The organism is Comamonas sp. HJ-2 (assembly GCF_053615495.1).
Genome location: NZ_JBSIFD010000005.1, coordinates 212,791 through 226,161, shown reverse-complemented (window position 1 = coordinate 226,161; position 13,371 = coordinate 212,791). Strand labels below are relative to the sequence as shown.

11 protein-coding genes are annotated in these 13,371 nt (G+C 55.8%); all 11 read left to right on the top strand.

The window, feature by feature from the left end; translation table 11 throughout:
- The first annotated feature begins 158 nt into the window (after positions 1 to 158).
- On the top strand, positions 159 to 1,328 hold the full coding sequence (locus tag ACWGXF_RS06900) for a polysaccharide biosynthesis/export family protein (RefSeq protein WP_452101786.1): 1,170 nt from the start codon (positions 159 to 161) through the stop codon (positions 1,326 to 1,328).
- A gap of 25 nt (positions 1,329 to 1,353) precedes the next feature.
- Positions 1,354 to 2,514, top strand: coding sequence for a glycosyltransferase family 4 protein (locus tag ACWGXF_RS06895; RefSeq protein ID WP_452101805.1), 1,161 nt, complete (start codon positions 1,354 to 1,356; stop codon positions 2,512 to 2,514).
- Complete coding sequence (locus ACWGXF_RS06890) at positions 2,511 to 3,560, top strand: capsular polysaccharide export protein, LipB/KpsS family (RefSeq protein WP_452101785.1); 1,050 nt, start codon at positions 2,511 to 2,513, stop codon at positions 3,558 to 3,560. Before ACWGXF_RS06895 ends, ACWGXF_RS06890 begins: the two co-directional genes overlap by 4 nt.
- Entirely contained in the window at positions 3,557 to 4,702 is a 1,146-nt protein-coding gene (locus ACWGXF_RS06885; protein WP_452101784.1) for a GNAT family N-acetyltransferase, read from the top strand. Before ACWGXF_RS06890 ends, ACWGXF_RS06885 begins: the two co-directional genes overlap by 4 nt.
- The gene (locus ACWGXF_RS06880; RefSeq protein ID WP_452101783.1) at positions 4,702 to 5,754 is read left to right on the top strand and encodes an NAD-dependent epimerase/dehydratase family protein; all 1,053 of its coding nucleotides are present in this window, start codon (positions 4,702 to 4,704) and stop codon (positions 5,752 to 5,754) included. The genes ACWGXF_RS06885 and ACWGXF_RS06880 overlap by 1 nt, the downstream gene beginning before the upstream one ends.
- 8 nt (positions 5,755 to 5,762) lie before the next feature.
- Positions 5,763 to 6,968, top strand: a complete 1,206-nt coding sequence (locus tag ACWGXF_RS06875; protein WP_452101782.1) for a capsule biosynthesis protein — start codon at positions 5,763 to 5,765, stop codon at positions 6,966 to 6,968.
- A gap of 135 nt (positions 6,969 to 7,103) precedes the next feature.
- On the top strand, positions 7,104 to 7,397 hold the full coding sequence (locus ACWGXF_RS06870) for an H-NS histone family protein (RefSeq protein WP_276514457.1): 294 nt from the start codon (positions 7,104 to 7,106) through the stop codon (positions 7,395 to 7,397).
- Positions 7,398 to 7,926: 529 nt separating this feature from the next.
- Positions 7,927 to 8,274: a type I restriction endonuclease subunit M gene (locus ACWGXF_RS06865; protein ID WP_452101781.1), complete on the top strand. Its 348-nt coding sequence runs from the start codon at positions 7,927 to 7,929 to the stop codon at positions 8,272 to 8,274.
- Positions 8,275 to 8,330: 56 nt separating this feature from the next.
- Positions 8,331 to 8,897: a hypothetical protein gene (locus ACWGXF_RS06860; RefSeq protein WP_452101780.1), complete on the top strand. Its 567-nt coding sequence runs from the start codon at positions 8,331 to 8,333 to the stop codon at positions 8,895 to 8,897.
- Positions 8,884 to 10,299, top strand: coding sequence for a hypothetical protein (locus tag ACWGXF_RS06855; RefSeq protein WP_452101779.1), 1,416 nt, complete (start codon positions 8,884 to 8,886; stop codon positions 10,297 to 10,299). The genes ACWGXF_RS06860 and ACWGXF_RS06855 overlap by 14 nt, the downstream gene beginning before the upstream one ends.
- 423 nt (positions 10,300 to 10,722) lie before the next feature.
- On the top strand, positions 10,723 to 13,320 hold the full coding sequence (gene hsdR / locus ACWGXF_RS06850; RefSeq protein WP_452101778.1) for an EcoAI/FtnUII family type I restriction enzme subunit R: 2,598 nt from the start codon (positions 10,723 to 10,725) through the stop codon (positions 13,318 to 13,320).
- Positions 13,321 to 13,371: the final 51 nt, after the last annotated feature.

Below are 13,371 nucleotides of genomic sequence, written 5' to 3'. Positions count from 1 at the left end.
CTATTTTTGGGGATTATTAAGTATCAAAAGAAAATTCATGTATAAAATGAATTTTATGCATGAAATTTAAATTTATTTTCAAAATACTTCAATTATTCTATATCCTTTCTTTTTTAAGAAATATATTGGTAAGAGAGCTTAGTTCTGGATAGAAGGTCATGTATATGATGATATTGCGCACTGTGGGTGTGTTGGCTCTCCCCGTGTCTTTGCTGGTAGGCTGCTCCACCTATCCTGCGTGGCTGCCTGCCTCGGGGCCCAGTGTTGGGCAGGTGACTGTACAAGAGGAAATTGCCTCGCCCATCCCAGTTGTCGAAGTGAACGACATGGTGGCGCGGCAGATGATGGCTGCGCAAAAGCGTGAGCATTTTTCCGAAGCCTTCCCGGGAGGCCGCATGGACGGCCACCGAGTGGGGCCCGGGGACGTCATCGAAGTCTCTGTCTGGGAGGCCCCGCCGGCTGCCTTGTTCGGTGCTGCATCGCTCGACCCAAGGGGGGGCGTCGCCACCTCGCGCGTGACGACTTTGCCGGAGCAGATGATTTCCCATGAGGGGCAGATCAATGTTCCCTTTGCTGGGAGCATTGCGGCTGCAGGTAAATCACCGCAGCAGATTGAGGCAGAAATCGCTCGCCGCTTGAAGGGCAAAGCCAACCAGCCGCAGGTGATGGTGCGCGTGATCCGCAATGCTACGTCCAATGTGACTGTGGTTGGAGAAGTCGCCCAGAGTCAGCGCATGCCGCTGACTGCCAAAGGAGAGCGCCTGCTGGATGCCATTGCCGCTGCCGGTGGCGTGCGTCAGCCTGTGAATAAAGTGACGGTGCAGTTGGTGCGTGGTACGAAAGTGGCCAGCATGCCCTTGGATCGTGTGGTTCAAGCACCTGGGGACAATGTGCTGTTGGCGCCTGGCGATGTGGTGACGGTCAACTTCCAGCCTTTGAGCTTTACGGCGCTGGGTGCAACGGGCAAGAACGAGGAAATCAACTTTGAAGCCCAAGGTATTTCACTGGCGCAGGCATTAGCGCGTGCTGGCGGAATTCAAGATGCTCGTGCGGATGCCCGTGGCGTCTTCGTTTTCCGCTTTGAGGATCCAAAGGCGTTAGATGCCCGCTTGCGCGTGGGGCCTATGACGCCTGATGGACGTGCGCCAGTCGTATATCGGCTTGATCTGAAAAATCCTGCTTCTTTACTGGTTGCGCAGAATTTTCCGATTCGCAATAAGGACGTGGTTTACGTCGCTAATGCACCAGCGGCGGAGTTGCAGAAATTTATGAATATTGTGACTTCGTCAGTCTTCTCCGCTGCGAATCTTATTAATCTGACGAAATGATGGGTTCGGTCTGGTGAATGCATGCATCGTGATTGATATCACCCGTGCGCTTGACCGTGCCTTGCAGGGGCGGCTGCCGACTGGCGTGGATCGTGTGAGTCTGGAGTATGTGCGGCATTTTGGTGCCGATGCTCAAGCTTTGGTACGATTTGGCGGGCGCTGGATTTTTATGTCGCTACGACGCTCTCGTAGGGTGTTCGATGCGCTGCTGCGTAATCCCCGGAAGGTGGATACGGCTCGCCTGCGCTGGTGGGTTGGGTGCAGTTATGTGCAGGATTGGCGTCAGCCTGCGGCTGCCAGTGTGCTGCTGAATACTGGCCACAGTGGATTACAGGATGCCGGTTATGCAACTCGGGTTCAGAGATTGGGGCTACGGCCTCTGTATTTTTTGCATGATCTGATTCCTATTACGCACCCTGAGTATTGCCGCCCCGGGGAGGCCGCCAAGCATGAGCAGCGTCTGACGACGATGCTATCCACAGGCTGTGGCCTTCTTGCCAATTCAGCGGCCACTGCGGAGGAACTGCGGGGGTATGCACAGCGTATGGGTAGTGCGGTGCCACCGCTGGCGGTGGCATTGTTGGCGCCGGCGCGGTTGGCGCGCCCCCGGGCAGAGCGGCCATGGATGCCACCATATTTCGTGATGCTGGGAACGATTGAGCCGCGAAAAAACCATTTGCTGCTGCTGAATGTGTGGCGGGCTTTGGTGCAGCGGGATGGAGAACGCGCTCCGCGTTTGGTCATTGTGGGTCAGCGGGGCTGGGAATGTGAGCAGGTGCTTGATCTGCTGGATCGCTGCGAGGCGTTGCGCGGCTTTGTGCTGGAGCGTCAAGGCTGTGATGACACCGAACTGGCGACTTTATTGGCTCATGCCCAGGCTTTGCTGTTTCCATCGTTCGCAGAGGGGTACGGTATGCCGCTGGTGGAGGCGCTGGCGGCGGGCCTGCCGGTGTTGGCCAGCGATTTGCCGGCATTTCGGGAAGTGGCCAGAGATGTGCCTGAATATCTGGATCCTCTGGATGGCCCTGGCTGGATACGTGCTATTGATGACTATGTGCAAACGAATGGCGCCAGGAGACGGGCACAGTTGGCACGCATGCATGGCTGGCAAGCGCCGACGTGGAAGGCCCATTTCGATCAGGTCCACGCACTGATGCGCCGCTGCTTGAGTACGGATTCGTTGTGATCCAGGACAGCATTTTGTATGCCCTGGGTTTTGCGCGGCGCAAGCGTGTTTTTTTGCGTGCCTGCTTCCCAGGGATGAGCCTGGTGTTCGTGGATGCGCCTGAAGTGGTGCCGCCGGGTGCGCTGCTGGCGGTTTGGGGTGTGCCTGCGTTGCCGCCATTGGCTCCAGGTGTGCGGCTGGTGCGAGTTGAAGATGGCTTTCTGCGCTCAGTCGGCTTGGGGGCGGACTGGGTGCGCCCGATGTCGTGGGTGCTGGATCGACGAGGCATGTATTTCGATGCCACGGCTCCATCGGACATGGAGACGCTGCTGGCCACTACAGTGTGGAGTCCACAGTTGCTGCAGCGTGCGGCGGCACTGAGGGAGGTGATTGTTCACGAGGGGCTGACCAAGTACAACGTCGGTGTTGGCCAATGGTCTAGACCTGAGCGAGGGCAGCGGGTGATCCTGGTGCCGGGTCAGGTGGAGACGGATGCCTCCATCCGCTATGGCTCGCCAGTCGTACGCACCAATCTGGAGTTGCTGCGCAGGGTGCGGGCGGCTCATCCGGATGCCTATGTACTGTACAAGCCGCATCCCGATGTAGTAGCTGGCCTGCGTTTGCGGGGCGAGGCGGAATCACGGGCGCTGGACTTCTGTGATGAATTGTTGGTGCATGTACCCATGCACTATTTGTTGGAACGTGTGGACGAAGTGCATGTAATGACTTCTTTGGCAGGGTTTGAGGCTCTGCTGCGTGGGTGCAAGGTTGTGTGCCACGGGCAGCCTTTTTATGCTGGTTGGGGATTGACCCAAGATCTGTTGCCGATGCCCCGGCGAGGACGTGAATTGTCCCTGGATGCGCTGGTTGCTGGCGCGTTAATTCTCTATCCGCGTTATTTCGATACCCAAGGCGCGGCGTGTGGCACGCCGGAACAGACGCTGCAGGAACTGCTGACATGGCGCGATCGCTCGCGGGGAAGGCTGTCGTGGTCGCAACGTCTGTGGCGCCCTGTGCTGCAGTTGCTTGCGTGGTGGCAGGACGGCAAGCGTAGGAGAGGCGCGTGATCAAGGCACAGGTTTATGAGTCGATTCGCGAGATAGATCCTGCGGTCTGGGATGCGTTGCTCGATACGCGTTCGTTGACGTTTACACATGCGTTCTGGGCTATTGTCGAGGAGTCGGGCCTCAATGATTTTCAGTATCGCTATGTGCTGTTCACCGATGAGGATGGTCAAACGGTGGGGCAGACGACGTTCTACATGGTGACCACTGATATCGCGATTTTTGCTCCGCAGTGGCTGCGCCGCGCGCTGGAAAAGGTGCGCCTGGTCTTCCCGAGCTTTCTGAAGCTGAAGATGCTGGAGTGCGGTACACCCATCATCCTGAATAGTCCACCACTGGTGCTGCATCCCGATCTGGCGTTGCAAGACATTATTCCGGCCTGGCACCGTACGCTGCAGGCGAATGCCCGCCGCAGCCGTGCGCTGGTGATGGTGCTGCGCGATTTTGAGTCGGAAGAAGCAGGCTGGTTCCATTTGCTGCGCGGCTGTGGGTACCACATCGTGCCGGGTTTGCCCAATACCTATTTGGATGTGCCCTGGGACACGATTGATGAGTATCGTGATGACTTGAAAAGCTACTATCGCAGCAAGATCAACAGCCACCTGCGCAAGAATGCGCAATTACAGGTTCGGCATGATCTGGTCGAGGACTTTGCGCCTTTGGCCGATGAGCTGTGCCGCCAATGGCTGATCGTGCATGAAAGGGCCAATGAGTTTCAGCGAGAGGTGTTGACCCCGGCCTTTTACCGTGAGTTGTCGTCGGGGCTGGAAGGGGCCGCCAAGGTACTGCGCTTTTTTCGTGACGATGTGTTTGTTGGGCATGCGTTGTTGCTGCATGACCGGGATACGCTGCGCTGGCTTTACTTTGGCCGCGCGGAGCCCGTCAACGACAGCTTGTACCTGTATGTTGCACAGGCGGTGATTGAAACGGCGATCAATTTGAAGGTGCGGCGTCTGGAGATGGGGTTGACCACCTATTCCGTCAAGCAAGACGTTGGGGCACGCCTGGAGTCCATTCATTTTGCGATTCGCTGTCCATGGGCTTTGCTCAATCCGTTTTTTGGCCTTGGCTATGCGCTGCTTAACAAACCGGCCAAGCTTGAGAACAAGATGATCTTCAAGTCCTCGCGGGTCAAGGAGGGCTGATGGATAGATCGCAGGATGCGAAGCCATGGATGCAGGCATATGCGGGTGTGCCCGTTGCGCTGACGGGAGCCTCGGGCTTTGTCGGCAGGCAATTGTTGCGGCGGCTGCAAGAGGTGGGTGCGCTCGTGACAGTGCTGGCTCGCGAGCCGGCCAGATTGGATCCTCAATTGGTGAGTCGTTGTACCGTGGTGCAGGGGGATTTGCTGGATAGGGCGGCGCTGGCGCGGCTGCTTTCCGGCGCGGTTCATGTCTTTCATTGCGCGGCAGATGTCGCGACTTGGGGGCATTTCGAGAATTATTTGCGCACCAATGTTCAGGGGGTGCAGGCGCTGCTTGACGAACTGTGCAAACAGCGCTCTACGCTGCGGCGCCTGGTTCATATATCAACGCTTGATGTCTATGGTTTTCCACGGTTGGCTGTCAGCGAGGATAAGCCGTTGGAGCCAGTGCGTTATGGCTATGGGGAAAGCAAGCGCCTGGGAGATTTGCTGGTGCAGAGCTTTTGTCGTCAGCACGCTCTGCCTTATGTGGTGATGCGGGCAGGCAACATCGTCGGGCCAGGCAGCCCGTTCGTCTCGCGCATCGCCAGCGCATTGCGCACGGGGCCAATGCTGTGCATCGATGGTGGGCGCCATCATGCCGGTTTGCTGGATGTAGAGAATTTGTTGGATGTCCTGCTGTGGGCGGGCATCAGCACCAGCGCCGCTGGGCAGGTCTATAACGTGCGTGACCCCTGGGCCGTCTGTTGGAGCGACTATTTACGTGATTTCCGTCAGGGGAGCGGCCTCAAGGGGTGGATGTTGGATTTGGACTATAGGCTGGCAATGCCACTGGCCAGTGCTCTTTCTGCGCCTTGGCGTTGGCTTGATTTGCAGAGTGAGCCATTGCTGCATCCCCTGATCGTGCAGATCTTTGGGCGTACATGTGGTCATTCGATTGATAAGCTGCTTGCCCATGGGGCCCCCATCGGGCGTGTAGATTACGCCTCGAGCATGCGGGAAAGTCTTGCCTGGCTTGCCGCACAACCGAGTTTTACCCCAAAAAAGATCTGATTGTCGTCGTGCGCCATTTTCTTTTTCTGCAGGGCATGCCTTGCGATTTCTTCAGGCTTGTGGGCGACGAATTGCAGCGCAACGGCCATGGTGTTTCGCGCATCAATTTGTGCTTTGCCGATTGGATTTTTTGGCATGACCAGCGCGCCATGAGCTTTCGAGGTCGGTTGACTGACTGGGATGATTTTCTGCGACGCTTTATCGCCGCACGTGGTGTGACGGACATCGTATTGCTTGGCGAGCAGCGCAAATATCACAAGCAGGCAGTAGCCCTTGCGCATGAGCTGGGGCTTCGTGTGATGGTGACTGATTTTGGTTACTTCAGGCCAGACTGGATCACCCTGGAAGCCAACGGTATGGGCCGGGATTCCAGCATGCCGCGCAATCCTGCCGTTATTTATGCAGAGGCACGGGGATTGCCTGCAGTGGATTTCGCACCGGTTTTTAAGGACAGCGATTGGCGTATGTCGCTGGGCGATTTGCTGGGGAGCTTTGCCAATATGGTGCTGAAGTTGCTATATCCTTTTTATCAGCAATCCATTGAGCGGCCTCATCCAGTGATTTACTTTCCTGCGATGGGTTTGTCGCTGCTGTTACGGCGTCTGCGAAAAAAGCATATTGCAGAAAAATGCCGGCAGGTGGGTAAACGGCCGCAACCTTTTTACCTTTTTCCATTGCAGCTTGATCATGATTTTCAGATTCGAGCCTACTCTCCTTACAAGGGAATGAGAGATGCAGTGGATGAGGTGCTGAAATCGTTTGCTGAGCATGCTCCAGAAAACAGCGAGCTAGTCATCAAGATGCATCCTTGGGATCCTGGACTCATCAATTGGAAACAATGGATTAGCAGCAGTGCCAAGCGTCTTGGCATCACCGATAGGGTTCACTATCTGGAGGCTGGGGTGCTGGATGAAATGTTGGGGAAGGCTATTGGTGTTGTGACGGTCAACAGTACATCAGGGCTCAGGGCCTTGCAGTTGAGACGGCCAGTGCAAGTTTTGGGAGATGCTGTCTTCGATATTGCCGGACTGACGCATGCAGGTGGTTTGCATGCTTTTTGGTCCAGTGCCAGTGCCCCAGATCCGAATTTGCTAGATTCATTCATCAGGTTGCTGGTTGCACGCACTCAGTTGCGTGGAGTTTTTTTTCATCCTGCTGGCAAGCGTGCCGCAGTATCCTCATTTGTCAGTCGTCTGTTGATGACTAAATGCTGATATATGTAGGCCGATTTGCGTCAGAATATTTTTGTTTACTGAGGCAAGCAAACTGATAATGCGTTAGTGCGTGTCATTACCGGAATGCTTCTTACATCGCTGGTTAGCAAGATTTAGATAGAAATTCACCATCACATGAGTACAAACATCACTTCATACAAAGAACTGCTGGCTCAACGCGAGGCGCTTGAACAGCAGATTGCTGCTGCTCGCAAAGCAGAAGTCGCTGACGCTGTGCAGAAGATTCGGGGATTAGTTGAGGCGTTCGGCCTGACTCCGGAGGATGTCTTTCCACTGGCCAAGCCAAAGCGCGAGGCTAGTGCTGTTGCCCCCAAATATCGTGACCCAGCTACAGGTCAAACCTGGACTGGTCGGGGTAAGCCGCCTGTTTGGATCAAGGATAAAGATCGCTCTCAGTTTGCGATCTAGCAATTGAAAGAAAAAAGTGGCCTATCAGGGCCTTTTTTCTTGATCGACTCATGGTCGCTGGCTTCTTTGAAGCTTTCTGCGTGGAGGGCCTGGAGCTAAAAGCGCCCAACTCACCTTCATTTTTTCCTACGGACTCTGGCGTTGGCTGTGCATCCTAGATGCATGCGCTGGGTTTACTGCATGTCTTGCATTGTGTGCTGAACACTTCGCAGATAATTTCTATATTCATTGTTTGAATATAATATCAAATATATATAGCTTTTTGTTTTATTTGCTATAATGGCTAAACATATTACTAGTCAAATGCCGCCTTGGCATTGGCTGATATGCCGCGTTCTCTGCTCAGCTTTTCGAGCGTTTCTCCCCCTTGTTTCCGACCTCCGTATGAGTTGATCAGGCCGCTTGCCTGCGCATGCCTTTGAAGGTCGGCGCAGCTATGCCTGTCGTTTAAGCGTGTGGGATTGGGGCGAATGGCCTGCAAGCCGCTGCGCGTTATTTCACCTTTCTACCTCCCTTTTTGGAGTTTTCTATGACTGATACAGGTCAGGCCGCCGCATGCCCGAACGATTCTTCTCCTGCTGCTCATGACAAGGCGGCTGCTGGTACACCGTTGTTTGCCTTGGGCCAGTTATTAGCCACACCTGGGGCATTGGAGCTTCTGGAAACCCATCAACTGACAGCACTGCCGTTTGTGCTGCGCCATGTGTCGGGTGATTGGGGCGATATCTGCGCCGAAGACAGGCAAAGTAATGCTGACGCTTTGCAGTACGGCTACAGGCTGATGTCGGTGTATGTGATTTCCAAGGCAGAACGCCTGTGGATCATCACAGAAGCTGACCGTAGCAGCACCACGCTGTTATTGCCCGAGGAGTACTGATGCAGGGGCGGCACTTTGTGGTGCACTCGCAGCTGAGTGCGGGCCGCTCAGGTGCAATGGCCTATCAAAACAAGCTGCTGCTGCGCCAGGGCGAGAACGACATGGCTTGTGGACACCACTGCGTGCTGATGGCTTTGATGCTGTTGGGCCAGGTGTCACGCGATGCCTTGTATGAATGTGACCTTGATGCACGGCTGATGGAAGTGAGCGCCATGGGCCAAGCTTTGTACTTTAGCGGCTGTAGCAGCGCAGCCATTAGAGAGCAGTTTGCGCCGTTTTCTGAGCAACTGCAGTGCCGCCAACTGCGCCGCAATGTCGAGGCCCGCACGGTGGCCGCACTGGAATCAGACCATGTGTGCCTGGTGCGTTTCACCTCGCCCAGCTACAGCCATTGGGTGCTGGCAGTGGGTGTGATGTATGCCGATGGCAAGCCACAGTCCTTGCTGGTGCTCGACCCTTTGATGGACGGTGTGCCGCTCACCCCCTGGAATGCCTTGCTGGAGCATTGGGGTAGTAAAAAGCTGCGCAACACCAACGCCCGCTGGTCAGAAAAAGCCACCTTGGACAAGGTGGTGCAAGTCGGTTTGCGCAGCCGCCGTGGCACGGCCATTGCGCTGGCTTGAGTTTCAGTTTCTCGCTTTCTTTTTCCTGATTTCCCTTGTGCACGTTGTGCGCCTGGTGCTCGGCTTTGGAGGCTGCACCCAGGTGCCGTTGCGGCGTGCCTGTTTTGAAAGTTTGACCATGCACCCTTATCACCTGAGGTGGTACCGCTACCGGCGTTTGTTGGCGGCGGTGATGACATTGCCTGCACTGGATGCCTGTACGCCTGTTCCGCATGAATTCAGTGGGCAGTGGCCGTGCTGCTTCAATGGCTGTGCCGAAGCTGGGCGTTATGTACATGCAGCCAAGCCGTGCATGGAGCCGCAATCGGCCATGGTGCTCGAATTGGCCGATGCGGCGTTGCAGTCGGTTGAGCCAATTAGTCAGCGCACCGCTGCATGGCAGGCATTTGCACGGTGTGCGGTGCCCCAGTTGGGCTTGGGCAGCTTTGCACGGCTGGTGGCACTGCTGCAGCAATACGGGCCTGATGAAGATGCCGAATTGGCCCTTTTGCTGTGGCAAGGTGAAATCACCCAGCAAACATCTGCCATCAAGGCCGTGCAGCGTCTGCGAAGCATCGTGGCGTTCTTGCAAAGCCAGGGCATCAAGGATGCAGCCAGTTGGTTGCAGTGGCGGGATTCGGCAGATGCGCAAGCGGTTGTGCACGGTACGCCGCATCAAGCACCAGACGCGGTTCACGCTTTGCTGTGGCACTTGGACAGCGGGCGCTGTGATGTGCCCTGGGTGCTGACGTTTGCAAGGCGGGTGCTGGGGCTGGCTCCTGCGCATGGTCACGTCATGCTGGCTATTCAAGAAATGGCCGAAGCCATGAACCTGAGTGCCAAGGCTTTAGCCAGGCGCATAGCGTGGCATGAGCGGCTGTTTCAAGCCTTGGGCGATGTGCCCGACCTACGGCTGGCGTGGTGGCGGCGCGTGAAGCGCAATTTGCAAGCCCAACTGATCAACGCCACATCGGTCAAACTGCAAGTGCAGGCAGTCAAAGAGCCTTTGCCGCTGTCGTTGGCCGTGCACCTACGCCAGGGGCAACCCATGCTGACGATTCAGCTGCCCCGTGCGTTTGGTGCGGCACCCGCGTGGCCCAACTTGACCATGGTGCAGTTAAGGCAAGAAGGCTGGGGATCAGGGCTGAGGCTGCGTTTGCTGCTGCAAGGTGAAGGCGTGTTGCCAGCTCAGCTGCAGTTGGACATCGCCAAGCGCTGGAAAGCGGCGCAGCTGCAGCCACCAGTGTTTGAGCGCATCAGTGCGACCAAGTGGGAAATCAGCTGCTGTTGGTGCGATGGGCTGTGGAAGCCTTCCTGCATGAACTTAGCTGATGTGAACGACTGGGCCACAGACACGGCGCTGCAGGTGATGGAATATGTGCTGATGCTCAAGGGGATGTATAGCATCTCCCACCTTGAGTAAGCTTGGGCTAATTCCATAGTGGGTTGGTAAATATGGTGAAAGCCATTGTATGGCTGGTGTGTAGCTAAATGTGTAGCTAGGCTGATTTTTTGGAGTAAAAACTTTTGCAAGTTATTGAAATTAAATGAATTAAATTGCAAGAATAGAACAATACGACATTGTGCTGCTGTGAGTGAGAGTGCATTCAGTGTCATTTGATTTGGAAATCATTTTCAAAATTTAGACAATGCTCAAAGTAATTTGTTGCTCAACTTCTCCAAACTGATTTACTTGCATTTGGCATTTCCAGGTAGCTGGAGTGTGGGAAGTTAGGCGACGCCTACGGATTAAATGGAAAATTCCTGCGAATCTAAATGACCACGAGGCCTGACTGAGGGCCTGTACATCCGCGTCATAATCCCGGTGAAAAGCAATGAGGATGGCATGGACAAGAAGCAGCTTAGCGAAGCCGACATTTGTGCGAAATTCATCAGCCCGGCTGTGTTGAATGCTGGTTGGAGCGAGTTGGATCAGATCTACCGTGAGTACACCATTGCTCCAGGGCGTATTGTGGTCAGAGGGCAGAAGGCCCAGCGCAATCTGCAGTCAGTTTTGCGTGCAGATTACTTGCTGTGCCATCAATATGGTCAGCCTTTGGCCGTTATTGAGGCCAAAGACAACTGCCATGCCGTCGGTGCGGGCATGCAACAAGCCGCTGAATATGCGCAGCGCATGGGGGTGCCTTTTGCATTTGCCAGCAACGGCGACGGTTTTGTATTCAGGGATGCCAGCTTGCTTTTCAACGGGCAGTTGTTGACCGACCTCGGAATGGACGAGTTCCCATCACCTGCGAGGCTTTGGGCGCTATTTCAGCAATGGAAAGGCTGGTCAGCTGAACAAACCCGTGTGAATGGCTTCGCCTACCACCAAGGCGACAACGGCCGTGTGCCGCGCTACTACCAGCTGCACGCCATCAACCGCACGTTGGAGGCGGTAGCCGCGGGGCAAAACCGTGTGTTGCTAGTCATGGCCACAGGCACCGGCAAAACTTACACTGCTTTCCAAATCATCTGGCGCCTGCTAAAAAGCGGGGCTAAAAAGCGGGTGTTGTTCCTCGCCGACCGAAACATCCTGGTGGACCAGACCATGGTGGGCGACTTCAAGCCCTTCAAGGGTGGCATGGCCAAGCTCAGCCCCAACGCCAAAGGCATTGAGCGTGTGGATGCCAATGGAGTCACCACAGTGGATGAGCTGGAGCTGGCTGTCACCAAAGGCAAGAAAAGCACAGGTGGCAAGCAAGTCAACAAAGCCTATGAGGTGTATCTGGGCCTGTACCAGGCCGTTACCGGCAAGAGCGGTGCGGATGATGTGTACAAACAGTTCAGTACCGACTTTTTTGACCTCATCATCATTGATGAATGCCACCGTGGCAGCGCCAATGAAAATTCGGCATGGCGCGAGATTCTGGACTACTTCAGCAGTGCTACGCAGGTGGGGCTGACGGCAACGCCCAAAGAAACCGAGGATGCCTCCAACACCCACTACTTTGGTGAGCCCGTCTACACCTACACCCTCAAGGAAGGCATTGAAGACGGCTTCCTGGCTCCGTACAAAGTCGTGCGCGTCGATCTGGATCGTGACACCTTTGGCTGGCGGCCCCCCAAGGGCATGCTGGACGACAACGGACACCCCATTGAAGACCGCATCTACAACGCGGCCGACATGAACCGCAATCTGGTGCTGGGCCTGCGCGACCGCGTGGTGGCGGGCAAAATTACCGAATACCTCAAGGGCACTGACCGCAACGCCAAAACCATTGTGTTCTGCGAAGACGTGGACCATGCCCAGCGCATGACGGCCGCGCTGGTGCAGGCCAACAAAGACATCTGCGCGACCCGCCACAAATACGTGATGCAGATCACTGGCGATAACGAGGTAGGCAAGCGCGAGCTGGACAACTTCATCGACCCTGACAGCCCAGACCCTGTGATTGCCGTCACCAGCAAGCTGATGAGCACTGGTGTGGATGCCCAGACCTGCAAGCTCGTGGTTCTGGATCAGAACATCAAGTCCATGACGCTGTTCAAGCAAATCATTGGGCGTGGCACGCGGTTGAACGAAGAGCATGGCAAGCAGTTCTTCACGATTTTGGATTTCAAGCGCGCCACGGAGCTGTTTGCAGACAAGGACTTTGACGGTGAGCCCGTGCAGATCTACCAGCCCACGGGTGATGACGATGTGGTGCCACCACCACCGCCCACGGATGATGAAAGCACTGTGATCGACGGCGACAGCTGGTTGCCAGACGCGGATGGCGATGGCCAGGGTGACGGCAGCTCTGTGCCGGCCGGCAACACCAAGGACCCGGCAGGCGTCTATGGTGATGGGACTGGTGGTGGCGCTGGCGCGGCAGGCGGCACGGACAAGCCTCGCAAATACCAGATCGGTGGCCGTGTCACGGTGGCCATTGCCCGTGAGCGCGTGCAATACCTGGACGCCAACGGCAAGCTGGTCACGGAAAGCCTGCGTGATTTCACCCGCATCAACCTGGCCAAAAAATATGAATCGCTGGACGCCTTCATGCAGGCCTGGAGCAGCGCCGACCGCAAGCAAGCCTTGATCGAGGAACTGCAGCACCATGGCGTGCTGCTTGATGTGCTGGCCGAAGAGTTGGCACTGGAAAAGGGCGACGGAAGCAGCCTGCAAGGGGCTGACCCGTTCGACGTGCTGCTGCACGTCGCCTATGACCAGCCCATACTTACCCGCAGTGAACGGGCCAGACGGGCCAGGAAGAAGCTGCACGACGATGGCATCTACGCCAAGTACGGTGAAACTGCCCGCAAGGTGCTGGACGCTTTGATCGACAAGTACGCAGACGAGGGCATTGCTGCCATTGAAAATACCGATGTGCTCAAGGTCCAGCCCTTGAGCCAGATGGGCTCGCCAGTTGAGTTGATCAAGAGCTTTGGCGGCTCCAAGCTCAATTACCAGGCTGCCATCGCCCATTTGGGCCAAGCTATCTACCAGCCAGGCCATCCATAAGCTTGCAAAATGTATAGCTGCCCACGCTTTTCTGAAAAGCGTGGGCAGCAT